24 protein-coding genes are annotated in these 25,261 nt (G+C 40.8%); 14 read left to right on the top strand and 10 right to left on the bottom strand.

Translation table 11 applies throughout. The annotated features are described in order from the left end of the window. Nucleotides 1–23: 23 nt before the first annotated feature. Complete coding sequence (locus tag F927_RS08675) at nucleotides 24–3,395, bottom strand: Rne/Rng family ribonuclease (RefSeq protein WP_005083708.1); 3,372 nt, start codon at nucleotides 3,393–3,395, stop codon at nucleotides 24–26. Between the two features lie 426 nt (nucleotides 3,396–3,821). Here F927_RS08675 and F927_RS08670 point away from each other — a divergent pair, with 426 nt between their 5' ends. The 6 genes from F927_RS08670 (at nucleotide 3,822) to F927_RS08645 (ending at nucleotide 8,618) form a co-directional block, all read left to right on the top strand. Continuing rightward, entirely contained in the window at nucleotides 3,822–4,118 is a 297-nt protein-coding gene (locus F927_RS08670; RefSeq protein ID WP_005083706.1) for a hypothetical protein, read from the top strand. Between the two features lie 62 nt (nucleotides 4,119–4,180). Then, complete coding sequence (locus F927_RS08665) at nucleotides 4,181–5,113, top strand: RluA family pseudouridine synthase (protein ID WP_004637773.1); 933 nt, start codon at nucleotides 4,181–4,183, stop codon at nucleotides 5,111–5,113. A gap of 20 nt (nucleotides 5,114–5,133) precedes the next feature. Beyond that, nucleotides 5,134–5,808, top strand: a complete 675-nt coding sequence (locus F927_RS08660; protein ID WP_026057246.1) for an HAD-IA family hydrolase — start codon at nucleotides 5,134–5,136, stop codon at nucleotides 5,806–5,808. Between the two features lie 75 nt (nucleotides 5,809–5,883). Then, nucleotides 5,884–6,582, top strand: a complete 699-nt coding sequence (locus F927_RS08655) for a helix-turn-helix transcriptional regulator (RefSeq protein ID WP_005083701.1) — start codon at nucleotides 5,884–5,886, stop codon at nucleotides 6,580–6,582. Between the two features lie 52 nt (nucleotides 6,583–6,634). Further along, nucleotides 6,635–7,246 (top strand): glutathione S-transferase family protein, encoded by a 612-nt coding sequence (locus F927_RS08650; RefSeq protein ID WP_005083699.1) that lies wholly within the window; start codon nucleotides 6,635–6,637, stop codon nucleotides 7,244–7,246. Between the two features lie 319 nt (nucleotides 7,247–7,565). Further along, nucleotides 7,566–8,618, top strand: coding sequence for an MBL fold metallo-hydrolase (locus tag F927_RS08645; RefSeq protein ID WP_004637777.1), 1,053 nt, complete (start codon nucleotides 7,566–7,568; stop codon nucleotides 8,616–8,618). Here the strand turns inward: F927_RS08645 and F927_RS08640 are convergent. Together F927_RS08640 and F927_RS08635 are read right to left on the bottom strand one after the other, a co-directional pair. After that, the gene (locus F927_RS08640; protein WP_005083696.1) at nucleotides 8,605–9,012 is read right to left on the bottom strand and encodes a DoxX-like family protein; all 408 of its coding nucleotides are present in this window, start codon (nucleotides 9,010–9,012) and stop codon (nucleotides 8,605–8,607) included. The two genes, F927_RS08645 and F927_RS08640, sit on opposite strands and share 14 nt — an antisense overlap. Beyond that, nucleotides 9,009–9,449 (bottom strand): thiol-disulfide oxidoreductase DCC family protein, encoded by a 441-nt coding sequence (locus F927_RS08635; RefSeq protein ID WP_005083694.1) that lies wholly within the window; start codon nucleotides 9,447–9,449, stop codon nucleotides 9,009–9,011. The genes F927_RS08640 and F927_RS08635 overlap by 4 nt, the downstream gene beginning before the upstream one ends. Before the next feature lie 86 nt (nucleotides 9,450–9,535). On the opposite strand from F927_RS08635, the gene F927_RS17090 reads away from it, so the two are divergent. Then, a protein-coding gene (locus F927_RS17090; RefSeq protein ID WP_107010211.1) for an IS4-like element ISAba33 family transposase occupies nucleotides 9,536–10,626 on the top strand; the annotation gives its coding sequence in 2 pieces (ribosomal slippage) (nucleotides 9,536–10,076 and nucleotides 10,076–10,626; 1,092 coding nt in all). A 114-nt stretch (nucleotides 10,627–10,740) separates the two neighbouring features. On the opposite strand, the gene katG is transcribed toward F927_RS17090, so the two are convergent. Further along, nucleotides 10,741–12,942 (bottom strand): catalase/peroxidase HPI, encoded by a 2,202-nt coding sequence (gene katG / locus F927_RS08620; RefSeq protein WP_005083689.1) that lies wholly within the window; start codon nucleotides 12,940–12,942, stop codon nucleotides 10,741–10,743. 581 nt (nucleotides 12,943–13,523) lie between these two features. Here katG and F927_RS08615 point away from each other — a divergent pair. Continuing rightward, the gene (locus F927_RS08615; RefSeq protein WP_005083687.1) at nucleotides 13,524–13,982 is read left to right on the top strand and encodes a hypothetical protein; all 459 of its coding nucleotides are present in this window, start codon (nucleotides 13,524–13,526) and stop codon (nucleotides 13,980–13,982) included. 55 nt (nucleotides 13,983–14,037) lie between these two features. Here F927_RS08615 and ptsP read toward each other — a convergent pair whose 3' ends face one another. Both ptsP and F927_RS08605 read right to left on the bottom strand, forming a co-directional pair. Further along, nucleotides 14,038–16,332: a phosphoenolpyruvate--protein phosphotransferase gene (ptsP, locus tag F927_RS08610; protein WP_004637783.1), complete on the bottom strand. Its 2,295-nt coding sequence runs from the start codon at nucleotides 16,330–16,332 to the stop codon at nucleotides 14,038–14,040. A 91-nt stretch (nucleotides 16,333–16,423) separates the two neighbouring features. Continuing rightward, complete coding sequence (locus tag F927_RS08605; protein ID WP_004637784.1) at nucleotides 16,424–16,900, bottom strand: RNA pyrophosphohydrolase; 477 nt, start codon at nucleotides 16,898–16,900, stop codon at nucleotides 16,424–16,426. Nucleotides 16,901–17,084: 184 nt separating this feature from the next. Here F927_RS08605 and F927_RS08600 point away from each other — a divergent pair, with 184 nt between their 5' ends. Next, nucleotides 17,085–17,735 (top strand): HAD family hydrolase, encoded by a 651-nt coding sequence (locus tag F927_RS08600; RefSeq protein WP_005083685.1) that lies wholly within the window; start codon nucleotides 17,085–17,087, stop codon nucleotides 17,733–17,735. Here F927_RS08600 and F927_RS08595 read toward each other — a convergent pair. Both F927_RS08595 and F927_RS08590 read right to left on the bottom strand, forming a co-directional pair. Continuing rightward, a complete protein-coding gene (locus tag F927_RS08595; RefSeq protein ID WP_005083683.1) occupies nucleotides 17,732–18,589 on the bottom strand; it encodes a LysR family transcriptional regulator in 858 nt (285 codons plus the stop codon). The two genes, F927_RS08600 and F927_RS08595, sit on opposite strands and share 4 nt — an antisense overlap. A 124-nt stretch (nucleotides 18,590–18,713) precedes the next feature. Further along, complete coding sequence (locus tag F927_RS08590; protein ID WP_005083680.1) at nucleotides 18,714–18,932, bottom strand: DUF2061 domain-containing protein; 219 nt, start codon at nucleotides 18,930–18,932, stop codon at nucleotides 18,714–18,716. A gap of 255 nt (nucleotides 18,933–19,187) precedes the next feature. Between F927_RS08590 and leuC the strand changes: the two genes are divergently transcribed. The 4 genes from leuC (at nucleotide 19,188) to leuB (ending at nucleotide 23,082) form a co-directional block, all read left to right on the top strand. Beyond that, a complete protein-coding gene (gene leuC / locus F927_RS08585; RefSeq protein WP_005083678.1) occupies nucleotides 19,188–20,606 on the top strand; it encodes a 3-isopropylmalate dehydratase large subunit in 1,419 nt (472 codons plus the stop codon). 12 nt (nucleotides 20,607–20,618) lie between these two features. After that, entirely contained in the window at nucleotides 20,619–21,269 is a 651-nt protein-coding gene (gene leuD / locus F927_RS08580; RefSeq protein WP_004637790.1) for a 3-isopropylmalate dehydratase small subunit, read from the top strand. Nucleotides 21,270–21,383: 114 nt separating this feature from the next. Next, a complete protein-coding gene (locus tag F927_RS08575) occupies nucleotides 21,384–21,959 on the top strand; it encodes a hypothetical protein (RefSeq protein WP_005083676.1) in 576 nt (191 codons plus the stop codon). A 43-nt stretch (nucleotides 21,960–22,002) separates the two neighbouring features. Then, complete coding sequence (gene leuB / locus F927_RS08570; protein ID WP_005083674.1) at nucleotides 22,003–23,082, top strand: 3-isopropylmalate dehydrogenase; 1,080 nt, start codon at nucleotides 22,003–22,005, stop codon at nucleotides 23,080–23,082. Nucleotides 23,083–23,139: 57 nt separating this feature from the next. Here leuB and F927_RS08565 read toward each other — a convergent pair whose 3' ends face one another. Both F927_RS08565 and infA read right to left on the bottom strand, forming a co-directional pair. Further along, a complete protein-coding gene (locus F927_RS08565) occupies nucleotides 23,140–23,547 on the bottom strand; it encodes a hypothetical protein (protein ID WP_004637793.1) in 408 nt (135 codons plus the stop codon). A 222-nt stretch (nucleotides 23,548–23,769) separates the two neighbouring features. Further along, the gene (gene infA / locus F927_RS08560; RefSeq protein ID WP_001284370.1) at nucleotides 23,770–23,991 is read right to left on the bottom strand and encodes a translation initiation factor IF-1; all 222 of its coding nucleotides are present in this window, start codon (nucleotides 23,989–23,991) and stop codon (nucleotides 23,770–23,772) included. A gap of 231 nt (nucleotides 23,992–24,222) precedes the next feature. Here infA and F927_RS08555 point away from each other — a divergent pair, with 231 nt between their 5' ends. After that, on the top strand, nucleotides 24,223–25,230 hold the full coding sequence (locus tag F927_RS08555) for an AraC family transcriptional regulator (protein WP_004637794.1): 1,008 nt from the start codon (nucleotides 24,223–24,225) through the stop codon (nucleotides 25,228–25,230). The last annotated feature ends 31 nt before the right edge of the window (nucleotides 25,231–25,261 follow it).

Genomic DNA, 25,261 nt, shown 5'->3' with positions numbered 1-25,261 from the left:
TTTATTGTGCGCAATTTAGCAAATTATTCATTGCCAGGCGTACTTTTCTTCGGCGGACGTCCACGCGGGCGGCGCGGGCGACTTGATTTTTCTTTTTCAATTTTAGCAGCTTCGTCTTCCTCAGCTTCAGTTGCTTCCGTTTTTTCTACAGCTTCAGCTTTTTCAGTCACTTTTTCTGCTTTGGTTGCTTTTTCTACAACCTCTTTCGCAGGCTTAGGCGCTGGTTGTTGAGGTTCTGGTTGCGTTTCTTCAACAACGGCTGTAACTGTTTCTGTTTCAGCGGCTTCTACTGCTGTAGCTGCAAGTTCCAAAGGTTGTTGCTCTGGTACTGGTGTTGCCTCTACTGAAGGTTCTTCAAGAGGTGCGGTTTCTTTCACCTCTTCAGCAGCGACTTCAGTGTTCTCTACAACAGTAGGTGTGGCATTTGAAGCAAGATGTGCTTCTTTTGCTTGTTCTGCAGCAAGTTTTGCTAAACGGCGACGCTCACGAGGATCGTTTGCGACACGAGCAGCGGATGCTTTAGGCGGTGTTAGGTCTAACACTGGCGCAGGTTCAGCTTCTTCCATTGCCTTTTGAGTTGGAAGTTCTGCATCTCGTGTTACAGGACGCTTTTCTTCAACAACTGTATTTTCCACAACAAGTGTGCTTGCATATTGTTCAGTGAACTTTTGCAAAGCACGATTGAACGTGGTGATTAAACCAAACTGCTCAATCAAGATTTTGCAATCTTCACCGTATACATGACGGATTAAGCTGCCAAGAGTGTATTGTCCCAATGTTGGGATTTGTGACGGCGCTATTTTAACGGAAGCTTCTTTAGCAGCAGCTTGACCACCACGTTGGCGACGGCGTGAACGTGGATCATTGCTGGCACGTTTCGCTGGAGTTTGAGTTGCTTCAGCCTCAGCTTCTTGTTCAATAACTACTGGCTCAGCTTCGGCAGTTGGAGTCACCTCAGCTTTTTCCACAACAGCAGGTACAGCTTCAACTTTAGTTGCTGGTGTCGTTTTTTGTTGCGGATTCAGTGCAATAATTTCACTTTGTCCTTGATCGATATTCACGACCAATGCAGTATTCATCGGCTCAGTGCGAGGAGCATCGATCACATCAACTTTGACCTGTTGAGGGTTAACCGCAGTTTCAGTTACAACTGGTGCTTCATTTAAAACGCTTTGGTCGCGGTGGCGATTTGGGCGATTTGGACGCTGTTGATTACGCTCACGACGTGGAACAGGAGCAGACTCATTGCCTTGTGCAGCATCGTGATGCTGTTGCTGGTTTTGAGGCTCTTGTGTTTGCTGACGTTTTTGTTGACGTTTTAGCTCACGTTGCTCATGGCGTTGTTCTTGGCGCGATAGTTGTACAACTTCTTCATGCACTTGATTTTGTTGTTCATGGGCATGTGCATGTTGTTCACGTTGCTCTTTATGCTTGCGCTTCTTCTGGTTTTGATTTGGACGATGTGTTTTTTCGTCTTTTTCAAAGCTTTCGCGCGCTTCATGTTTCACAGGGTTTTGTGAAATATAGGCATTGTTCGTTGTTGACGCAGGTGCTGGTGTTTCAGTGACAACAGGGGTGTTGACTTGACCAAATTGACCGCGGCTGACCGCACCACCATTGACCAATTGCTCAATCGCTGCTGCCGCATTTTGTGCAGAACGAGATTGATCAATCGTCTGTGCTTGTTTTTGAACAAATAGATTTTCTAACCAAGCACAAGGACTTGCTGACTTCTGTGCAGGCACTTGTGCTTGCTTCGGTTGAGCAGCCTGTGGCTGAGCAGTTTTTTTCTGTGGAGCGGCAGTTTGAGCTTGTACTGGAGCAGCATGAACGTGTTCTGCATCTTCTAAATGCCATTCAGATGACTCATAGCCCAGTTCTTTTTCACTTGAACGTGTTGCTTCGGTACGTTCATAGCTTGAAGGTGCAAAGCCTGCTGGATTGTATTGGATTTGGTAATGTGGTGTTTCTAAATGCGGATGAGGCAATACAGTGACACGTACATTTGAAGTTTGTTCAAGATAAACAAGGCTATGACGCTTTTCATTCAATAAGAAGGCTGCGATTTCTACAGGAACTTCAACTTGAACTTCACCTTGGCGCTCACGTAATGCAATTTCCTCGACCTTACGCATGATCGAAAGTGAAAGTGAACGTAAGTCACGTACCATACCTGTACCATGGCAACGAGGGCATACATAACCAGTTGCCTCTTCTAAGGAAGGGCGTAAGCGTTGACGACTCATTTCCATGAGGCCAAAACGTGACAGTTGACCAAACTGGATACGTGCACGATCGCTTTGTGTTGCTTCACGAAGTTTCGCTTCAACCATGCGTTGATTACGGTCTTTGGTCATGTCGATGAAATCGATCACAACCAAGCCACCAATATCACGTAAACGAAGTTGGCGTGCAATTTCTTCAGCTGCTTCTAAATTGGTATTTAAAGCGGTTTCTTCAACATCATGACCACGTGTTGATTTCGCTGAGTTGATATCGATTGAAACCAATGCTTCAGTTTGGTCAATCACGATAGAACCACCAGACGGAAGTTTTACTTCACGTTCATAAGCGGTTTGGATTTGGCTTTCGATACCAAAATGAGCGAATAACGGTTCATTTAAAGTATAGGTTTTTAATTTGTCGAGTTGACGTGGCATTACTGCTTTAACAAAGTTATACGCTTCGTTATAAGCTTGTTCGCTATCAATTAAAATTTCACCCACATCATCGCGTAAATAGTCACGAATCGCGCGCGTAACAACACCCGCTTCTTGGTGAACGAGCATTGGTGATGGACCCGTGCTTGCAGAGCTTTGGATTTGTGCCCAAAGGTCAAGTAAGTGTTGTAGGTCGAGTTGTAATTCTTCTTGCGTACGCCCGATACCTGCAGTTCGAACGATGACGCTCATGCCACGAGGGATGTTTAGTGTCGCTAAAATTTCTTTAAGCTCTTCACGGACTGAACCCGAAATTTGACGACTAATACCGCCACCTTTCGGATTGTTTGGCATAAGAACTAAATAACGACCAGCAAGTGAAATAAATGTCGAAAGCGCAGCACCTTTGTTGCCGCGCTCTTCTTTTTCAACTTGAACCAATAATTCAGTGCCTTCAGTAATGAGTTCACGAATATTAGAAGTTTGGCGAGGATCCGCTTTGAAATATGAGTTTGCGATTTCTCGCATAGACAAAAAGCCTTGACGCTGTGCGCCGTACTCAACAAAAACCGCCTCTAAAGATGGCTCAACGCGAGTGACATGGCCTTTATAGATATTTGATTTTTTTTGTTCACGAGTACGATTTTCTAAATCGAAATCGTAAAGACGATTACCAGTGATAAGTGCAACGCGGACTTCTTCTGCGTGGGTTGCATTAATCAACATACGTTTCATGGGTGTGACACCTAATAGTGATGCACACAAACAACTGGCCCAATATTTTTGAGCAAACATCAAATTGGCGCGATCAAGACTCAGAAGCAACTATATTTCGGATGCTCTGAAACCACTGACTGTAAATCCAGCTTGGGCTTTGATACGGTTGTTTCGATGTCAGCAATACTGCTTTAATCTTCGATCTATTGACATTTCATTCATGTCTTACATCTGTGAAATATCACTAGATCCGACATAATCAAAGTTTCCTGTACGCTTCACTGGCGGGTGAGCGGTGCATTGGATGGTGACTTTCACTGTCATTAAGCATTGAAGTCGATCCATCTGGAAGTCTTGATACGGAATGATCATCGTATCTCTGCTTAGCAGTTCCAATGCATCAACGCTTTAGCCTGAATGCGACATCAGGGAGCAAATTGTCTGATGTGGATCAGTTTACGTTTAATAACCAACAAGAGTTGGCGACATATTTTTTCTGAACAAACTGTATGTGCAGATGCACAATTAAACGCAACAGTTTGTCATTTTGCCGATATAATAAGCCTTCGGCGTCGGCATAATTCTTTAGGACCTATCCGAGCTGTTGGTGAATATCTCATCGATTTAAAATTTTATCTAAATAAAATTTTTGATTTGATGCTCACTTACGGTGGTATCCGTGCGCTGAATATATCAAACCTTGCGGCATCTGCCTATGGGCTAAGTTTAGGTTTCTTGTGAAATAACTTAGCTAAATGATCATTTTTTAATCATATTTAGCAAATCTTGGATAAATCGAGCGTATGAATTCTACACAACAATGGCAAAGTGTCACTTGGTTTGACGTGGATGAGCATCAAGACGGGCAGCGAATAGACAACTTTTTATTTACCCGATTAAAAGGTGTTCCAAAAAGTCGAATCTATCGTTTGATTCGTGAAGGACAAGTACGTGTCAATAAAAAAAGAATAAAAGCAGAAACACGGTTGCAGATTGGTGACCAGATTCGTGTTGCACCGATTCGTTATGAGCAAAAAGATGAAACGGCTGCGCCTGTGAGTGATAGCGTTGCTCAAAGCTTATTGAGCCGTGTCGTCTATGAAGATGAAGGTTTATTGGTGGTCAATAAGCCTTCCGGTATTGCAGTACATGGCGGTAGTGGTGTCGCATATGGCTTGATTGAGGCTTTACGTGCGGCGACAGGAAAAAAATATTTAGAACTGATTCATCGGATTGACCGAGACACTTCTGGCTTGGTGATGATCAGTAAAAAGCGTAGCACCTTAAAATTGCTACAAGACCTACTGCGTGAGCATAAAATTCAAAAAACCTATGCGGCGATTGTCAAAGGACAGGTCAGCTTGGATAAGCAGTTGATTGACGCACCTTTATTGCGTTATGAACTGGCTAATGGTGAACGCCGTGTGCGTGTCACCAAAGAAGGTAAGCCCAGTAAAACAGAATGGAAGGTGGCTGAGCGTTTTAAAACAGCAACTCTGGTGCATGCTTCGCCTTTGTCAGGTCGTACCCATCAAATTCGTGTACATGGTTTAAGTATTGGTCATCCACTGATTGGTGATGATAAATATGGGCACAATACAGCGTATTCAGGGCCTGAAGCGCGACGTTTGTGTTTACATGCCATGCGTTTAGAGATTCCAAATTATCCAACCATTGAAGCACCCATGCCTGAAGATATGCAGCAGTTAATTGATGAGTTGAGAAAGCAATCATGAATCAAATTGAGAACATCATCATGCGTCAAAATGTGGAGTTGGTGATTTTTGATTGGGATGGAACCTTATTTGATTCTGTTGGGCAAATTGTGGCAAGTTTGCAGCATGCTGCACAACAATTTGAACAGCCGCTGAGCAATGACGCTGCGAAAAGTATTATTGGTTTGGGTTTGCCTGAGGTCATGCAAATCTTATTTCCACAAGTGCCCCATTTACAGCAGGATATTTTGCAATGTTATGCGGATCATTATGTGGCGAACTCAAAGGGTGATGTCTGGTTTAATGGGGTGGCTGAACTACTCGCAGATTTAAAGCAACAAGGTTTAAAACTTGCTGTTGCGACGGGCAAAAGCCGTAAAGGCTTGGATCGGGTGCTTGGACAAACCAATAGCCATGATATTTTTGATATTACCCGTGCGGCGAGCGAAACAAGATCGAAACCAGATCCATTGATGTTAAAAGAAATCATTTCAGAGATGGATGTGGCTGTGGATCGCGCCATTATGGTGGGAGATACCAGTTATGATCTTGAGATGGCACAAAATCTGAATATGCCAAGAATCGGCGTCAGTTACGGTGTGCATAGTGTTGAAACGTTACAACGTTATCAACCGCTTACGATTGCGGATAATGTGCAACAATTGCATGGTTATTTGCAAGGGATGATACAATCGACGGCACTCTCAGAGAGTTAAGTGGTTTAAGCATTACACCAAGGTGGGGGAGTATGCTCTCCCATCAGAAAATAATAACAAAGCAATAGGGAAGCCATGAGTCGCTCAATTCGTTTGCTCAATCTTTTGCAATTATTAAGAGAATATCGATATCCAGTAACAGCAAAGGTACTGGCGGAACGTTTACGGATCAGTCAGCGTAGTGTTTATCGTGATATTGAGAGTTTGCGAGAGCAAGGGGTAAATATTGATGCTGCTGCGGGTCTAGGTTTTCAACTTAAAGAAAATTTCTTACTTCCACCGATGACATTAAATGAAACCGAAATTGAAGCTATTTTCTTGGCATTAAACTGGTTAAGTGAGATTCCTGATCAAGCCCTAAAATCAGCATCAACTTCTGTATTGGCAAAACTGAATGCGGTACTACCCACGCATTGTCAGCATCTACTAGAACAAACCACGCTAAGATCAATTCAAACATGGTTACCTGTAGATGAGCAGTTGGTCGAGCAGGTTCGAATTGCGATTCGTCAACAAGTCAAAATCATGGTTGATTATGTCGATGAGCAGCAACGAGTCAGTTCAAGAGTATTGTGGCCATTTGCATTAGGATATTTTAATGATCGTATCGTTTTAGCAGCATGGTGTGAACTGCGTAATGGCTTTCGACATTTCAGAATAGATCGCATACAGCAATTGAGTTTAAGCCAAGAATTATATCCTCATTTTAAACAACAACTTTTCCAACAATGGTGGATACAAGAAGTTTGCCATTCGACTACTGACAAAAACTGACAATCACAAGTATTAAATTTAAATAAGACCAAATAAACAAGGAAATATCAAAATGGCTCTAAAACTATATACAAATTCTTTTTCACGTGGTGTTGTTGTCGATTGGTTGTTAATCGAACTGGGTATTGAATGTGAACGCATTGAAGTTGCTTTTGATACGGAAATGAAAACACCTGAATATTTAAAAATTAATCCTTTTGGGAAAGTACCTGTTCTAGTTGATGATGATGTGGTGATCTATGAGTTGGGGGCTATTTGCGCTTATTTGACCGATAAGTTTGCAGAGAAAGGCTTAGCGCCAGCGTTAAATGATCCGCAACGTGGTGTTTATTATCGTTGGTTATTCTTCATTTCTGGACCATGGGAAGCTGCTGCAACCGACCGTATGCTTGGTGTAGGGGTGAATCCTGAACAGAAGTCTTCAGTTGGCTATGGCGACTATGATGATGCTTATAATGCCTTTGTGATTGGCGTGGGTGAAGCCGCACCTTATTTATGTGGTGAGCAGTTTACAACGGCGGATGTGTTGGTGGCAGCTATGTTATTTTGGCAACTGAAAATGGAAGAAATACAACCTCATCCAGCAATAGCGCGTTATTTGGATCATGTGAGTAAGCGCCCTAGTTATGAGAAATTTGCTGAATTTTTTAGTCATGCTGGTTAAGGATATAGAATTGTTAGAAACAGTCGCTTGATGCGGCTGTTTTTTTATGTGGTAAGGAAATTCGTGAAAATGCCCGTGTATATCATCTGGAATAAAATCAACCACCAAACCGTATGATAACGACGTGAAAATGGTATTGACTCGGTCAAAGAAAATCAGCATAACTAACAGCTTATGTTAGGATCAGAGCATCATTAAATTTTCTGAGATTGATACTTTTTGTATATGAGAAAAGCTTGGATTGACTTGATACTTAAAGCCTAAAGATCGAAATATTCCTATTATCCCATGCGATTGGATTTCACCATAGAAGACGTACATGAAAGATAAGCCGACATTAACCTATCAATTGCCGACACAATCTTGCTTGAGCCATACATGGATGAAGCCTCCATTTCCGCATGAGGCATCTGAGCATAGTGGTCTTGATCGTTTCTACAATCTAGAGCGTCCTTTGTCACCACTAGGTCGTAAAGGCTTGGTGAAATGGCTTGCCACACGGAAGTCCTTTACATGGCAGGTTGATCGTGCTCATGAGTTGAATCAGCGTAATCAAATTTTGGAGTTTCCCCAAAACCGTCCGCATGCAGATCTGAATGATTGGCAAATATGGTTTGTGGGGCATGCGACTGTTTTGATCCAAATAGGTCCGTATAACTTTTTAACAGATCCTGTTTGGAGTGAATATGCAAGTCCGCGGCAAGGACGTGGCCCTCAGCGTGCGTGTACAGCTGGAATTGCTTTAGAGCATCTGCCTTATATTCATGGTGTGCTATTGAGCCATAATCATTATGATCATCTTGATTTGGCGACTTTAGAATGGCTTCATCAGAAGTTTGAAATGCCGATCTATACGGGTTTAGGCAATGGTTATTATATGCCTGAACATTTGCATGTGATTGAAATGGATTGGTGGCAAGAAATTCCATTTCATGATGAATTGAAAATTGCGTATACACCTGCACAGCATGCCTCTGGGCGTGGATTGAGAGATCAGAATCGCGCATTGTGGGGCGGATTTTCGTTGCTCGCAAAAACAGGACATTGTTTTTTTGCTGGTGATACAGGATATGCTGGGCACTTTAAACAGATTCATGAGCGTTATGGTGATGCGAGAGTGGCATTGTTACCTATAGGCGCTTATGAGCCTCGTCATTTGATGCGTTATGTTCATATGAATCCACAAGATGCATTCCATGCACATTTAGACTTACATGCCCATCGCTCTCTCGCAATACATTATCGAACTTTTCAGCTGACGGATGAAGATCGTGATGCACCAGAACAAGAGCTGATGCATGAGATGAAAGCATCCTCAAAATTAGTGAGTCCATTTTATTGTATTCGTGAAGGGCATTTTATTCGAGCTTGATCTCTTGTAGAGCATCAATACACCACAATGCAATAATTGAAAGGCTAATCAGTCCGAGATTCATGACGACAGGATTAAATGCTTGATAGATTTTATTTGGGTAAATCAATAAAACGAAAATAAATAACCCAATCAAACTGATAATATTTAACCTGTGTAAATATCGATGTGTAAATAATAAAAACATAAAACCGAAGCTAATTTCAGCGATCCCCGAAAGTGAAATTACCCAGAAGATATACTCTGAAGCTAAGCCCATGTATTGCCAAAAGTATTGTTCATCCTCTACTTTAAAAATTAATTTTGGAAATAAACCCTGATAAATCCATAGCAAGCCAATCATGACCTGACTTAACTTCAAAATATGTTGATGGGTTTGGATTAAGGTATTCATGAAACCATATCATTAGTTAAAAAATGGGCCGCGATTTCAGGTGTCATTCTGTAGCATTGTTCAGTTTTACCAAAAAGACGATAGCGGTTGAGGGCAACACGTCGGTATCCAAAATCTCGGATCACTTTGGGAATAAATTGAGTGTACTTAAGTGTTGAATATGGAAATGATAAGTGCTTAATAATTCTGATAAATGCAGTTGATTCAGTATATAGTTTTCCACGCTCCACTAATACCATTGTTTCAAAATGATCAGTAGGAAGTTGATACATCGTTAAAATACGTTGACCTATTGGTGACTGAACTGATGCTAACTTGAATTGAAGTTGAGGATCATTTTTCACCATGAAATCCGCCCATGCAGAACATAGTACACAATGAGCATCAAACAAGATGATGTTACTGTCTTGGATTATATGATTGAGTGAAGTCGTCATTGTTATTATTTTCCACTTTGTACACGACAAAAAAAGATAACTCATTGAAATAATGGCATAATACTTGTTTTCTGACGACGAATATGATGACACATTTCAATGAGTTACATCTCATCTTAAACAAATATCTAAAGTGGAACAAGTCACATGCAAAATGTTTTACACTGATTATGCTTGCATTAATTGTAAAACAGACATGTAATCTTTCTTCTGCATCTAAAGCCTTACCCATCAAGTGCTTACCACAATCATTTTATCGACGTATACAACGCTTCTTTGCAGATCAGTATTTCGATTATCGTCAAATTTCTCAGTTAATTTTCAATATATTTTCATTCGATAAAGTCCAATTAACTTTGGATAGAACTAATTGGAAATGGGGAAAACGAGATATTAATATCTTGATGTTAGCCATCGTCTATCGTGGAATAGCGATACCTATTGTTTGGACATTGCTCAATAAACGTGGAAATTCAGATACAAAAGAGCGTATTGCTTTGATTCAACGCTTTATCTCCATTTTTGGTAAAGATCGTATTGTGAATGTGTTTGCAGACAGAGAATTTATCGGTGAGAAATGGTTTACATGGTTAATTGAAAATGACATTAACTTCTGTATACGTGTTAAAAAAACTTTATTGTGACCAATCACTTAGCCAAGAATCATAAAATTAGTGATTTATTTCGTCATCTTCAAGTTGGTCAAACTGAATGTCGTAAACGACGTATTTGGGTTGGTCGAGTGAAACTGTATATTAGTGCGCTACGATTAGAAGATGGAGAGCTTTTACTTGTTGTTTCTCCTATGTTTAATGCTTCTGCTATTCGTGATTATGCATTACGCTGGGAAATCGAAACGTTATTTAGTTGTCTCAAAGGACGTGGATTCAATCTTGAAAATACTCGTTTAACAGACCCTAGACGAGTCAAGAAATTGATAGCAGTGCTAGCTATCGGTTTCTGTTGGTGCTATTTAACAGGTGAATGGCAACATGATCGGAAAAAAGCGATAAAAATAAAGAAGCATGGACGACTTTCAGTAAGTTTATTTCGCTACGGTTTGGACTATGTTCAAATGGCTATTCTACGTTTGATTGGTTTTGGAAAAAAAGAAGAATTTAAGAAAGTGCTAGCAATTTTAAGAAAGAAAAAGCCTGATAGGACAAGGATCCTATGAAATTTGTCGTGTACAGAGTATTTTCCAGATTCATTGTTGTGATCATAGTTCAAAATCCAGCATAAAAAAATGAAGAACCATAAAAGGTTCTTCATTTCTCCATTTTAAGAGGATTTAAGCAAGATCAAAACGATCTGCATTCATCACTTTGACCCAAGTTTTCACAAAGTCTTTGACGAATTTCTCTTTGTTATCATCTTGAGCATATACTTCTGCATAAGCACGTAGAATTGAATTTGAACCAAAAACTAAATCCACACGGCTTGCTGTCCATTTAACTACACCGCTGTCACGTTCGACGATGTCATAACTATTGCGGCCTGTTGGCTTCCAGTTAAATTTCATGTCAGTGAGATTCACAAAGAAATCGTTACTAAGTACGCCAACACGATCCGTCAAGACACCTTGCGGGTTGTTACCATAGTTCGCACCGAGTACACGTAGGCCACCAACCAATACTGTCATTTCCGGTGCAGTAAGTCCCATGAGTTGTGCTCGATCTAATAGCAACTCTTCTGGCATTGTTGCATAGTGTTGCTTCTGCCAGTTACGGAAACCATCATGTAACGGTTCTAATGGTTCAAATGAGTAAACATCAGTTTGTTCTGCGGTTGCATCACCACGACCTGGGGCAAATGGTACAGTGATCTGTACACCTGCTTTATGCGCAGCTTGTTCTACGGCAGCCGTACCTCCAAGTACGATTAAATCAGCAATACTGACTTTTTTGCTGAAACTTGCTTGGATTGACTCCAATACACTTAACACACGTTGTAAACGCTCAGGTTCATTGCCAACCCAGTCTTTTTGAGGTGCTAAACGGATACGGGCACCGTTGGCTCCACCGCGGAAATCTGAACCACGATAAGTACGTGCACTGTCCCAAGCAGTTGTAATTAAATCTGAGCTAGATAAACCACTTGCAAGTAACTTCGCTTTAAGCTCTGCAATTTCGCTATCTGTCAAAGTATAGTCAACAGTTGGAATTGGATCTTGCCAAATTAAATCTTCTTGAGGAACATCTGGACCTAGATAACGGCTCTTTGGCCCCATGTCACGATGGGTCAACTTAAACCATGCGCGCGAGAATACTTCCGCTAAATAAGCTGGATCACGATAAAAACGTTCTGAAATTTTACGATATTCAGGATCGATTTTGAGTGCCATGTCGGCATCGGTCATGATCGGATTACGACGGACATTTGGGTTGTGGGCATCGACAGGCTTATCTTCTTCTTTAATGTTAATGGGCTCCCACTGATGAGCACCTGCTGGGCTCTTGCGCAACTCCCAATCATAAGTGAAAAGTAGATAGAAAAATTCGTTATCCCATCGAGTTGGGTGAGTGGTCCAAGCGCCTTCGATACCACTGACCATAGTGTTTTCAGCATTGCCCGTTCCTTCAGAGTTATGCCAACCTAAACCTTGGAATTCAACATCTGCACCTTCAACGTCAGCACCTAAATTCTCTGCTTTACCATTTCCGTGTGCTTTACCGACAGTATGACCACCTGCAGTTAATGCGACAGTTTCTTCATCATCCATTCCCATTCGATCAAATGTGGTACGCATATCTTGAGCTGTGCGTAAAGGATCAGGTACACCATCAACGCCTTCAGGGTTGACATAAATGAGGCCCATTTGAACTGCCGCAAGCGGATTTTCTAAAGATTCACGGTCTTGATCATTGTCATAACGGTTTTTGGTTGCATCTAACCATTTTTTTTCGCTACCCCAGTACACATCTTTTTCGGGTGCCCAAATGTCGACACGACCGCCAGCAAAACCAAATGTTTTCAGTCCTGCAACCTCATAAGCGACTGTACCTGCAAGCACAATTAAATCGCCCCATGAAATTTTATTGCCATACTTTCTTTTGATTGGCCAAAGCAGACGACGGCCTTTATCGGTATTGACGTTATCAGGCCAGCTATTTAGAGGTGCAAAACGTTGGTTACCAGTATTTGCGCCACCACGCCCGTCCTGTTTACGGTAGCTACCGGCAAGGTGCCATGCTGTACGCACCATCATACCAACATAACTGCCCCAATCGGCAGGCCACCAGTCTTGGCTCGTATTGATGAGTTCTCGTAAATCTTGCTTGACGGCTTCTAAATCAAGTTCTGAAAAAGCTTTTGCGTAATCAAAATCAGGATCCATTGGATCAGTTTTTTTATCATGTTGATGTAAAATATCGAGATTTAAGGCATTTGGCCACCAAGCCATGGGGCCGCCTTGCATTTCTGTATTGCCGCCGTGGAGAACAGGGCATTGTCCTGATGTCGTATTGATTTGTGATTTATCGTTCTGGCTCATGATTCTTCTCCATCGAGATAACGCCTGAGTAACGTAATCTCGACTATTGGACCGTTCAAAGATATGAATGTGTAACCGCCGCATTGACAAAATCGGTATCGAAATCTCAGATGCCTAAATTGATGTGCAATGACTAAGTTCGCATCCTTTGTATTTTTACTCTAGGTTGATGACGTTTTTTTTTCCAATGGATTAAAGTTGATGTCTTAAGTGCTTTATTCGATTGAAACTGTTTAAAGCTTAAACAGGAATAGGATATTTGTGGATGTGAAAATTGTTAAAAATGATAAAAAATGTTGAAAAATAAAAAGCTTAATTCATTTTTAATTTTTTATATAAAAAGTCGTTGTAATGATTAATGACCTAACTAAAAATAGATGAAATCGGTAAAAAAGCATGAAATAGACCTGTTGCAGTTATGTAAAAATAGTGAATTTATGCATATTTTTCTACACTTATTTTAATAAAGAGGCTCATTTAAGTTTCTCAATGAAATGCTAGGTAGGAGATATGTAAGTCACAAGAATTTGCAGGTTTACTATGATATTTTTGATTTTATCTTTTGAGGAGATTAAAAAATAATGAAAGCATTCGCAATAGGACTCGGTCTATCATTAACAGCACTTGCAGGTTGTACATCTATGCCTGAAACAGATGGAGGTAAAGCAAACTCATTACAATCACTCAGTGTTGAGTTTGTGGGGCAAGGAACTTATGGCGTCTCGCCACAGCAAGGTACGGCAAGTTTGTATGCAGTAGATAGTCGTATGGCTGATGTGCCAGCAACGTTGATTCAGCAAAAGAAAATTCAAGTTTCTCAGATTCCTTTTACTGTGGATTTTACAATTCCAGCAGATCATAAAAAGCTGATTCAACCAGCGGTTCGAGCGGATGCTGAAATTACGTATTATGTGACATGGGAATCTGATCGTAAAAATCTTGCAGCTAAAGATACGATTGTGATTGACTATGATCGTCAATTTCCTCGTGTAAGCTTAAATCAAGGTAAGCAGCAAGTTTATCTTCGTGCTGCAAAATAATTATATTGATAAAGGGGACTCTGTCTGAACAGCATCCCCTTTGATGATGTTGCGTTTAGGCGCCGACTAAACGATTCGATTTGACCATATCAGCTAAACCATGTGTTCTGAAATAGTGTTCTAACCAACTTTTAATGACTAAAGGGTTATTCATTTGCAGAACGTCATCCAGTAGACGCTTCGCGTCACTCATTGGGACATGGCAAATCGCTTTACGTACTCTTAAAATATTACTTGAACTCATTGACAGTGTGTCAAAGCCCATTGCAATTAATAAAATAGCGGTTAATGGGTCACCTGCCATTTCTCCACAGACACTCACTGGTTTTTGGTGTGCCTGACAGTCGAGTGCTAAACGCTTTAATGCTCTGAGGACTGATGGGTGATAATGTGAATAAACGTTGGCAACATGAGGATTGTTACGATCAACAGCGAGTAAATATTGAGTTAAATCGTTTGAACCCACAGAGAAAAAATCGACTAATTCTGCAAACTCATCAATTTGAAAGAGTACACTTGGGACTTCAACCATAATCCCAATTTTAGGTTTATTGATTTTGACTTGTTCTTCTTCTTGAACTGCAATCCAGTCACGTTCCAATAAATACAGAACTTCCTCAACCTCACTGACACTGGTCACCATCGGCAAGAGGATGTGTAGATTGTTTAGACCAATACTTGCCTTTAGCATTGCCCGAATTTGAGCTGAGAAAATTTCTGGGTGGTCGAGTGTAAAACGCAGACCACGCCAACCTAAAGCGGAGTTTTCTTCTTCAATGCTAAAGTATGGTAGGTCCTTATCTGCACCAATGTCGAGAGTTCGCATGGTGACAGGCTTATTGGCAAAATGGCTGAGCTGTTGACGATATATTGCTCGTTGCTCTTCTTCACCAGGAAAGCGATCACGGAGCATGAACGGGATTTCACTACGGTATAAACCAACGCCTTTTGCACCACGTTGCACGCCACGAACTACATCAATCATTAAACCCGTATTTACAAATAGCGGAATCGCAACGCCATCTGGGGTAATCGCATCTTTGGTTTCGTATTGTTTTAAATCTTTCGCAATTTGTTCTTCTTCTTTTTGGACTTCTTTATAGCGTTGACGTAAACGTCGTGGTGGATTAACGAAGATACGTCCTTGATAAGCATCGACAATCATCTCAATGTCATCAAGTGTTGTAATCGGTAATTCAGTCACCCCGACAACGGTTGGAATACCCAACGCACGTGCAACAATCACCATATGTGAATTGGCAGCACCTTCTGAGGTTACAATCGCCGCTATATTGTCAACAGGTAGTTCAACTAATGCAGCAGTACTGATTTCTTCGCCGATCAGGATACTATCTGGACTCAACTCTCGATGACTTGTATCGTTTTCTTGTAAACAAGCGAGGATTCGACGGCCTAGATCTTTTAGATCAGATACGCGTTCACGCAAATAATCATCTTCCATTTGTGCAAATAGAGCAGAGTGCTTGTCGATGACTTTTCGTACGGCACCTTGTGCCCAGCTACCATCACGAATATGATCTTTGATCTCACTTGGAAGTGCATTTTCATCTAGCATTCGTAAGAACACACTAAACAGTGCTCGTTCTTCCGACATCAATGAATCTTGCATCTTTTCATCAAGTGATTGGATTTCTGCGCGAACAGCAACGATTGCTTGATCCAAGAGTTCCAGCTCTTCACTGATATCATCAGCCTCACGATCTGGAATCGCAGTGAGATCTGCGGGTGGATACAATACGATAGCACGTCCTAAGGCAATTCCCCCAGCACCTGATACGCCTTGAAAGGTTTTGTAGCTAGGTCCATTACTTGGTTTACGGAATACATCAATATTTCCCACCGCATGCGCATGGGCAATAACACCTGAGAGCTGTGCACAAAGCGTAACGAGAAAAGATTCAGCCGCTTCACTAAAGTCTTGGGGCTCTTTCTTTTGTACAACGAGAACGCCCATTACCTTACGACGGTACATGACGGGAACGCCGAGGAAGGAGTTAAATAACTCTTCACCTGTTTCGGGTAAATAAGCAAAACGATCATGTTTCGGTGCATTGTCTAGGTTGACGATTTCTTCGCGTTGACCGACTAAGCCAACAAGTCCTTCACCTACATTTAATGCAACTTGACCAACAGATTCTGGATTTAGACCTTTAGAGGCCATTAGAACATAACGTTTATTACGCTCATCCAGTAAATAAATCGAGCACACATCCACATCCATTGCTTCTGCAACATGGTTGACCATAATGTCCAAAGAATCATGCAAACTGACGGACGCATTAATTTCTTGGACAATGCGTCTAAGGGTGTCGAGTTGCATGTTTGACATGGATGTTTACTCCAATTTATAAATCGTTATTGCTTAGTTATAACAGCTCTCTTGTCAAAAATCATTGCTTAAAGTAATGATTTATTAACGTTTAACGCTGAGGTAATTGTAAACACAACTCCATCATGGCCTTGCGGTAAACATCACGTTTGAAGTTGACCACTTGACCCAAAGGATACCAATAACTCACCCATTGCCATTCGTCGAATTCGGGTGGGTCAGAGAGGTTTAACTGAATATGATGTGGCGATGCCGTCAGCTTCAGTAAAAACCACTTTTGCTTTTGTCCAATACATACCGGATCTGAATCTGACCGAATGTACCGATGTGGCAAACGATAACGCAGCCAACCTTTTGTTTGCGCTATAATTTGGACGTGTTCGGGCAATAAACCGACTTCTTCTCTCAGTTCACGATAAAGTGCCTGTTCAGGGGTTTCTCCAAACTGGATTCCTCCTTGTGGAAATTGCCAAGCATTGTGACCAATGCGTTTTGCCCATAAGACGTGTCCGTCATCGTTTGCCAAAATGATCCCGACGTTGGGTCGGAAACCTTCTGAGTCGATCATTTGGCTACCTAAATTTTGTCTATATCGTTGACTTTGATCTCGGGGACAGTCACGCTTGCACGTCCAACTCGTAAAAGATCAAAGTAAAATGTTTAAAATTGCTATGATCTTAACGAATTTTTAGTGACTTACGGAAATAGATTTACGTTTTTTTTCTTTAATTTGCATTTAAATGAGCATTTATATGAAATTGGCTTTGTTTGATTTAGATCACACCCTGTTAAATACCGATTCTGACCATTCGTGGGGTGAATTTTTGGTCAATGAAGGTTTAGTTGATCCAGTTCATCATCGTCAAATGAACGATAAATTTTATGAAGATTACAAAGCAGGGCAACTGGATCCGATTGCTTATAACGAGTTTGTTTTTGAGTTTTTAACTAAGCATGACAATAACTACTTAACTGATCTTCATCAGTTGTTTATGCAAAAAGTTATTCGCCCTAAAATGCGCCCCAAAGGTTTTGATGCCATTAAAAAACATCAAGATCTGGGACATGCGATTGTGGGAATTACCGCGACCAGTGACTTTATTACGGCACCAATTTTCCGTGAATTTGGTATTACTGAAATTATTGCGACCAATGCAGAAATAACCGACGGCAAATACACCGGCAAGGTGACTGGAATTCCATGTTATCAAAAAGGAAAGCTTGCGCGTTTAGATCAATGGTTAGCAGGACGTACGGTGAGTGAGTCTTGGGCCTATTCCGATTCAATCAACGATCGGTTCTTACTTGAATATGCGACCCATGCCATTGCGGTAAATCCAGATGATCGTTTGGAAAAACTTGCACAAGAACAACAATGGGACATTCAGGACTGGTCAATTTAAGTCATCATTTGGATCAGTTCCTCAGCCGCTTTAGATTGAATTCGTGCTGGATGCCAAACCATGCCTAGCTGACGATTCATGTTTAGGTTTAAATCTAAGCGGGTGAGCTCATGATTGAGTAGAGTTTTTGGCAAGACTGACCAACCTAAACCGATCGAAACCAGCATTCTGATGGACTCTAAAGGATTATTGCTCATGGTAATTCTGGGCTTTAATCCTTTTTTCTCAAACTCAGCCAACGTGATTTGGCTGGTATAGGTATGTGCCGCAGGTAATAAGCTCGGATAGGCAATCAAATCCTCAAGTTGAAGATCATGTTGTTGAGCCAGTGGATGAAATGGTGCGGAGACGAAAACCAAAGGATCTTCCCAGATCGTGACATAATTAAGACGATCATCGCCGACAGGCGGCAAGGTCAGAAATGCCAGCTCCAACTCTCCAGCCAGTACTTGTTCATGAGCCTGTTCAGAATCAACAAAATGAACATCTAAAGTGACTTTGGGATAATGTTGCACAAACTTTTTTAATGGTTCGGCAAGATGATGCAGGCCAATATGATGGCTGGTACCGATCTTGAGGCGACCCTGAACTTGGGCTTGCTCATGGCTCAATGTATGATGAATCTCACCGAGTTCGTTTAACCATGTTTTGACTTTGGGTAATAATGAGTGAGCAGCATGAGTAGGCTGAATTCCTCGACCAGCCGATTCAAATAGTTTGACGCCAAAATAATCCTCTAAACTATGAATTCGTTTAGTGACCGCTGGTTGAGTAATGAAAAGCTGTTCAGCAGCAATTGAAATTGAACTTGTTTCCATAACTTTAACAAACGCTTCAAAGGCGGCAAGATTCATAATTTAGGCTCGAAAATCATTAAAATTTAGATGTTTATTTTTGATGGCTATGCATATACAGCAAACTATTTTAGGCAAAAGCGGTGAACGAAGATAGTTTAAGCTATATATGTATAATTAAAAGTTAGGCTTTTTGTTCTGTTTTATTCCAAATTTTTTCATGGAAGAAATAGGCAAATGCTTGTACGGTTGGTTCAAGTAAACTCAAAGTTACCGCCATGATGAGATTTCCTGTGACTACATAAGCGACCAACATGGCCACTGTGATATGCATGAAGTAGTAGCTTAAGGTTTTTTTTAAAGTTCGCTGATTTTTAATCACAAACTGTTGGATATTAGCCATGTTGCCACCGTCTTGTTAAACCAGATTTATATAAATAATAATCATTATCATTAAAAATGTAAAAAAGAAATTTCAATTGCTGATGATTGAATTTATGAATCGTGGTTGAAGAGAATATTATTATAAAAAAGAAATCATTCCAAAAAGTTTGTTAATTTATAAAAACGATAAATTAGATTTATGTGAAAGCATTGCTATAATCATTTTAAGATTTAGATACCCAGTCCTATGACAAGCACGATGGAGAGCGATGACATGGCAGGCAAGACATTGTATGACAAATTATGGGATGACCATTTAGTCACTGAGCGTGATGATGGATCGTGTTTAATTTACATTGATCGTCATTTATTACATGAAGTGACTAGTCCACAAGCATTTGAGGGTTTACAGCTTGCAGGACGTCAACCATGGCGTTTAAGTGCCAATGTCGCAACACCTGACCACAATGTACCGACCTCTAAAAAAGAGCGTGAACAAGGCATTGCAGGGATTGAAGATGATACTTCTCGTATCCAAGTTCAAACCTTAGATGATAACTGTAAGACCTTTAATATCGTTGAATTTGGTATTAATGATATCCGTCAAGGGATCGCGCATGTGGTTGGACCAGAACAAGGTTTAACATTACCTGGGATGACGGTGGTATGTGGTGATTCGCATACGGCAACGCATGGTGCTTTCGGTTGTTTAGCGCATGGTATTGGGACATCTGAAGTTGAGCATGTATTAGCGACACAATGCTTGGTACAGAAAAAATCGAAGAATATGCTTGTTCGCGTTGATGGTGTCTTAGGCAAAGGTGTGACATCGAAAGATGTGGTTTTAGCCATCATTGGTAAAATCGGTACAGCGGGTGGCACAGGCTATGCCATCGAATTTGGTGGACAAGTGTTCCGTGATATGTCGATTGAAGGTCGTATGACGGTTTGTAATATGGCGATCGAGGCTGGCGCACGCGTTGGTATGGTTGCTGTCGATGATAAAACTATTGCTTATGTGAAAGATCGTAATTATGCACCTAAAGGTGAACAGTGGGATCAAGCAGTAGAATATTGGAATACGTTACATTCGGATGAAGATGCTGAGTTTGATGCAGTCGTGGTGTTAAATGGTGCCGAGATTGAACCACAAGTATCATGGGGAACTTCTCCAGAAATGGTGATTCCTGTTTCACAGGCTGTTCCGACATTAGAACAAGCCAAAGATGATGTACAACGCAATGACTGGACACGCGCATACCAATATATGGGCTTAAATGCAGGTCAAGCTTTGGCAGATATCCAATTAGATCGAGTGTTTATTGGTTCTTGTACAAACTCACGTATCGAAGATATTCGTGCGGCTGCTGAAGTTGTCAAAGGTCGTAAAGTTGCTGCTAGCATTAAACAGGCGATGATTGTTCCGGGGTCGGGCTTAGTTAAACAACAAGCAGAACAAGAAGGTTTAGATCAGATTTTCTTGGAAGCCGGTTTTGAATGGCGTGAACCAGGTTGCTCAATGTGCTTAGCGATGAATGCTGATAAATTGCAACCAGGTGAGCATTGTGCATCGACTTCAAATCGTAATTTTGAAGGTCGTCAAGGTAATGGCGGACGTACACATTTGGTTAGTCCAGCAATGGCAGCAGCGGCAGCAATTGCAGGTCATTTTGTTGATGTTCGTTCATTCTAAAGGAGCTAAACCATGGAAAAATACACTGTAGAACAAGGTATTGTTGCACCTTTAGATCGTGCCAATGTCGATACAGACTTAATTATCCCAAAACAGTTTTTGAAATCAATTAAGCGTACTGGCTTTGGCGACAACTTATTTGATGAATTGCGTTATTTGGATGAAGGTTATTTAGGGCAGGATATTAGTAAGCGTCCGAAAAATCCAGATTTCGTTTTAAATAAACCACGTTATCAAGGTTCAACGATTTTATTGGCACGTACCAACTTCGGTTGTGGTTCAAGTCGGGAACATGCACCTTGGGCGTTAAACGAGTATGGTTTCCGTACTGTGATTGCGCCAAGCTTTGCAGATATTTTCTTTAACAACTGTTTTAAAAACGGTATGTTACCTGTGATCTTGTCTGAAGAGATTGTTGATCAATTATTTAAAGAATGTGCTGAAGTCGAAGGCTATCAACTCACCATTGATTTGGAGGCACAAGAAGTGCGTACGCCAAAAGGTGATGCATTCAAATTTGAAGTTGATCCATTCCGTAAACATTGTTTATTGAATGGTTTGGACGATATTGGTTTAACTTTGCAGGTTGCTGATGAGATTCATGCATATGAAGCTAAAGCAAAACAAGCGCGTCCTTGGGTATTTGCCGAAATCAAAGCCTAATTGTTTGAATACATTTTGAACATAGACATAGCATAGCGATACAACTCTTGCTAACATGCAAACAAAGATTATTTTGCTTGCATGTTGCTATGACATGAGGACTGGGCCTGAACAATGAGAAGGATATTGGCACGCAATATTTTGTTGTGTTTATCTGTTGGAACAATTTTAGCTGGATGTCAAAACACAACTAATGTGGTTGATCAAGTTCGTATTGCTCAAAATACACTAGAGCAAAAAGCGAATAATGCAACCTTACATTGTTCAGGCGTAGAGAATTGTGAGTTTGCTCGAATTAATGATATTGAGGTCATTAATGCATCGTCACATCGTATAAGTCGACAGGCGATGGAACGTGGCATTGTCAGATTACAGGGTTCTGTATTCAGCCGAAAACAGCAAGTTTATCTCAGTGTTCCCGCGAAAGAATATGAAATCGTGATCCGTTTCTATCCGATTTCTCTTGATCGTGCGGAAACCTTTCATGTCATTCATGAGTTTAAACCGTATTTACGCTATACCTTCAAAATGTATCGTGATCGCACTTCTCGTTCAGGTAGCTTACTAACCGTTTCTGCACCTGATCCTTTATGTGTTGATTTACAGCAAGAGCAACAAACAATTCGCCGTTTTTGCAGATCTTATGATGTCAGCAAAGGCTTAGGTGAATTTATTGAAAAAAAGATTTAATTCGCTTGCAGTGAGAACTGCGCATATCAAACTGGAAAAATAGATGTCTAAACATATTTTAATTTTAGCGGGTGATGGCATTGGTCCTGAGATTGTTGGCGCTGCTGAAAAAGTACTAACTAAGGTCAATGATAAATTTAATTTAGGTTTGACATGGGAGCATGGTTTACTCGGTGGCTCAGCGATTGATAAACACGGTGAACCTTATCCAGCCATCACGAGCGAACAAGCCAAAAAAGCTGATGCAATTTTATTGGGTGCAGTGGGTGGACCGAAGTGGGATACCATTGAGCGTTCGATCCGTCCTGAGCGTGGACTATTAAAAATTCGTAGTGAACTCAATCTATTTGCAAATCTACGTCCAGCAATTTTATATCCACAATTGGCTGATGCTTCGAGCCTTAAACCAGAAATTGTTGCGGGTTTAGATATTTTGATTGTTCGTGAATTAACGGGTGGGATCTATTTCGGTCAACCACGTGGTATTCGTGAACTCGAAAATGGTGAGAAACAAGGCTATAACACGGACGTTTATTCAGAAAGTGAAATCAAGCGTATCGCAAAAGTAGCATTTGAACTTGCAGGATTGCGTGGCGGAAAAGTTTGCTCAGTGGATAAGGCCAATGTGCTCGAAGTGACTGAGTTGTGGAAGCAAACTGTTACTGATTTACAGCAAGCACAATATTCAAATATTCAGTTATCACACATGTATGTTGACAATGCTGCGATGCAATTGGTACGCGCGCCTAAACAGTTTGATGTGATTGTGACTGGTAATCTATTCGGTGATATTTTATCGGATGAAGCGGCGATGTTAACGGGTTCAATTGGTATGTTACCTTCTGCATCGTTGGATGAGAATGGCAAGGGAATGTATGAGCCTTGTCATGGTTCTGCGCCAGATATCGCAGGTCAAAATGTCGCAAACCCGCTTGCAACCATTCTCTCTGTAGCGATGATGTTGCGTTATACTTTCCGTGAAGAGGCTGCTGCTAAAGCAATTGAAGATGCTGTTGGTCAAGTATTGGATCAAGGTTTCCGTACAGCTGACATTATGTCAGAAGGTATGAGCAAAGTAGGTACCGATGCGATGGGTGAGGCGGTAGTTTCTGCACTCAACTAAATGCTTATAAATAAAAAAACGCAGCTAAGGCTGCGTTTTTTTATTTGGGATATCGCTTTAGCAAGCTTTGCCTTCATAGCGAATTGAGCGCGCAATTTGTTGCTGATCGAGCTCAAAAATAATATGGCAGTAAAAATTGACATCATAAGACTGTTGTCGGGTAGAGGCTGAGTTTAATCGCACTGAACCTCCCATATTCGGCCCTGAACCACTTATAGACTCGGCAATGGGTATAGGAATGTTAATTGGTCGCAAAACCGTATACGTCAAGGTATTTGTTGTCATTTGAGGATGTTTAAGCGTTTGAAAGCCTAAGTCATTCAAGTTGAGATTCTGTTGAATGTTCTGAGCAGATTGCCCGATGTAAGGTTGGAGATAGTCTTGTAATTGAATAGACTGCCATTTGGGTGTTGCACAGCCTTGCAATAGTAATGCGAAGAAAATAATAAAAAATTTATAATGCATTGCGACTATTTCCTTATTTTTGGAATAAATAATTTTTTATATTTGATCGAAGAATATGAGATGCGTATACAAATCTATCGGTTCTGGAGACGATATTATATTACAGTGATAATTACTATTGCTCTAAACAACTAAGTGAGTGTTAGATCATTAAATAGCGTATTCGCTTATAGCTTATAAAAAAAGCCACATGAGTTGTGGCTTTTTTGCATTCACGAATTCTTAGCGCGCACGATAAGTAATACGACCCTTTGTTAAATCATAAGGTGTCATTTCAACTTTTACGCTGTCGCCTGTCAAAATACGGATATAGTGTTTACGCATTTTACCAGAAATGTGAGCAATAACTTCGTGACCGTTTTCTAAACGTACACGGAACATAGTATTAGGAAGCGTTTCGGTGACAACGCCTTCGAACTCGATGAGTTCCTCTTTATTGGCCATGGCCTACCTGATGATCAAATTGGAAAGGCGCAAATTATAGTCAATTTATTTAAAATTTACAAGATGAAGTCACGATAAGGCAGCCAGATATTAGCCGAAAGAAATTGTTAGACAATTCTTAAAATTTTTTTTACAAAAGAAGCAGAATATTGTTGTCAGTTTGGTCAATCAACGTTAATCTAAATTTATTGTTCATTGTCACAATAACGTACTTACAGGGAAGGGCACTGCGTGGGTCAGCTAACAGATGCATCAGTTGTATTGCGCTTTGGTTATCAGGCAATTCGTAAAGCAGGATTACCGACTGAAGAGATTTTAACCAAGGCTGGAGTGGCTCTCAATCAAGTTGATACCAATGCACGAACGCCATTAAGTGCACAGAATGCATTTTGGATCGCTGCACAAGAAGTAAGTAACGATCCTGATATTGGGCTACATCTTGGTGAGCATTTGCCTTTGTATCGAGGGCAAGTCATTGAACATTTGTTTATTAGTAGCGAAACTTTTGGTGAGGGGCTAAAGCGTGCTTTGGCTTACCAACGTTTAATCAGTGATGCTTTTGATGCGAAATTGATTATTGAAGATGGTCGTTGTTATCTCAGTAATGGCGAGCAATATTGGCCAGATAACTTGGTGAATCGTCATTTTTCTGAATGTGCGATGTCGGGTATTCTACGGTTCTTTAAGTTTATTACTGAAGGTCAGTTTCAGCCGATTTATATTGATTTCAATTTTAATGAAGGTGCTGACGATGATGAGTATTTTCGTGTTTTCGGCTGTCCTGTGAGCTTGGGTCAAAAAGAGACTCGACTTTATTTTGATGCAACTGTATTAGATTATCCGTTATGGCAAGCTGAACCAGAACTATTGCAGCTCCATGAACAATTAGCGATTGAAAAATTACAAGAGCTAGCCCGCTATGATTTAGTGGGTGAGGTACGTCGTGCCATTGGTTCAACCTTGGAAAGTGGTGAGACAACTTTGGAGACAGTTGCCGCACAATTGAACATCACACCTCGCCGTCTAAGAACTCAATTGAGTGAGGCAAATACCAGTTTTCAGCAAATTCTTTCTGATTATCGTTGCCGTTTAGCCAAAAAGTTATTGGCAAACACCAATGAGAGTGTAGAACGTATTGTGTATTTAACTGGATTTTCAGAGCCAAGTACTTTTTATCGCGCATTTAAGCGCTGGACCAATGAAACCCCTGTTGAATATCGTAAAAGAAAGCAACGTTAAAAGTTTCCAAAAACCTTATCAATCAGATAAG

It is taken from the genome of Acinetobacter haemolyticus CIP 64.3 = MTCC 9819, from assembly GCF_000369065.1.
Lineage (GTDB): Bacteria > Pseudomonadota > Gammaproteobacteria > Pseudomonadales > Moraxellaceae > Acinetobacter > Acinetobacter haemolyticus.
This window is presented reverse-complemented; position numbering and strand designations above follow the sequence as displayed.

What these genes read in the sequence shown, in the direction of transcription:
- F927_RS08675 (WP_005083708.1), bottom strand. Translation starts at nt 3,395, where the DNA reads ATGAAACGTATGTTGATTAATGCAACCCACGCAGAAGAAGTCCGCGTT.
- F927_RS08670 (WP_005083706.1), top strand. Translation starts at nt 3,822, where the DNA reads ATGTGGATCAGTTTACGTTTAATAACCAACAAGAGTTGGCGACATATT.
- F927_RS08665 (WP_004637773.1), top strand. Translation starts at nt 4,181, where the DNA reads ATGAATTCTACACAACAATGGCAAAGTGTCACTTGGTTTGACGTGGAT.
- F927_RS08660 (WP_026057246.1), top strand. Translation starts at nt 5,134, where the DNA reads ATGCGTCAAAATGTGGAGTTGGTGATTTTTGATTGGGATGGAACCTTA.
- F927_RS08655 (WP_005083701.1), top strand. Translation starts at nt 5,884, where the DNA reads ATGAGTCGCTCAATTCGTTTGCTCAATCTTTTGCAATTATTAAGAGAA.
- F927_RS08650 (WP_005083699.1), top strand. Translation starts at nt 6,635, where the DNA reads ATGGCTCTAAAACTATATACAAATTCTTTTTCACGTGGTGTTGTTGTC.
- F927_RS08645 (WP_004637777.1), top strand. Translation starts at nt 7,566, where the DNA reads ATGAAAGATAAGCCGACATTAACCTATCAATTGCCGACACAATCTTGC.
- F927_RS08640 (WP_005083696.1), bottom strand. Translation starts at nt 9,012, where the DNA reads ATGAATACCTTAATCCAAACCCATCAACATATTTTGAAGTTAAGTCAG.
- F927_RS08635 (WP_005083694.1), bottom strand. Translation starts at nt 9,449, where the DNA reads ATGACGACTTCACTCAATCATATAATCCAAGACAGTAACATCATCTTG.
- katG (WP_005083689.1), bottom strand. Translation starts at nt 12,942, where the DNA reads ATGAGCCAGAACGATAAATCACAAATCAATACGACATCAGGACAATGC.
- F927_RS08615 (WP_005083687.1), top strand. Translation starts at nt 13,524, where the DNA reads ATGAAAGCATTCGCAATAGGACTCGGTCTATCATTAACAGCACTTGCA.
- ptsP (WP_004637783.1), bottom strand. Translation starts at nt 16,332, where the DNA reads ATGTCAAACATGCAACTCGACACCCTTAGACGCATTGTCCAAGAAATT.
- F927_RS08605 (WP_004637784.1), bottom strand. Translation starts at nt 16,900, where the DNA reads ATGATCGACTCAGAAGGTTTCCGACCCAACGTCGGGATCATTTTGGCA.
- F927_RS08600 (WP_005083685.1), top strand. Translation starts at nt 17,085, where the DNA reads ATGAAATTGGCTTTGTTTGATTTAGATCACACCCTGTTAAATACCGAT.
- F927_RS08595 (WP_005083683.1), bottom strand. Translation starts at nt 18,589, where the DNA reads ATGAATCTTGCCGCCTTTGAAGCGTTTGTTAAAGTTATGGAAACAAGT.
- F927_RS08590 (WP_005083680.1), bottom strand. Translation starts at nt 18,932, where the DNA reads ATGGCTAATATCCAACAGTTTGTGATTAAAAATCAGCGAACTTTAAAA.
- leuC (WP_005083678.1), top strand. Translation starts at nt 19,188, where the DNA reads ATGGCAGGCAAGACATTGTATGACAAATTATGGGATGACCATTTAGTC.
- leuD (WP_004637790.1), top strand. Translation starts at nt 20,619, where the DNA reads ATGGAAAAATACACTGTAGAACAAGGTATTGTTGCACCTTTAGATCGT.
- F927_RS08575 (WP_005083676.1), top strand. Translation starts at nt 21,384, where the DNA reads ATGAGAAGGATATTGGCACGCAATATTTTGTTGTGTTTATCTGTTGGA.
- leuB (WP_005083674.1), top strand. Translation starts at nt 22,003, where the DNA reads ATGTCTAAACATATTTTAATTTTAGCGGGTGATGGCATTGGTCCTGAG.
- F927_RS08565 (WP_004637793.1), bottom strand. Translation starts at nt 23,547, where the DNA reads ATGCATTATAAATTTTTTATTATTTTCTTCGCATTACTATTGCAAGGC.
- infA (WP_001284370.1), bottom strand. Translation starts at nt 23,991, where the DNA reads ATGGCCAATAAAGAGGAACTCATCGAGTTCGAAGGCGTTGTCACCGAA.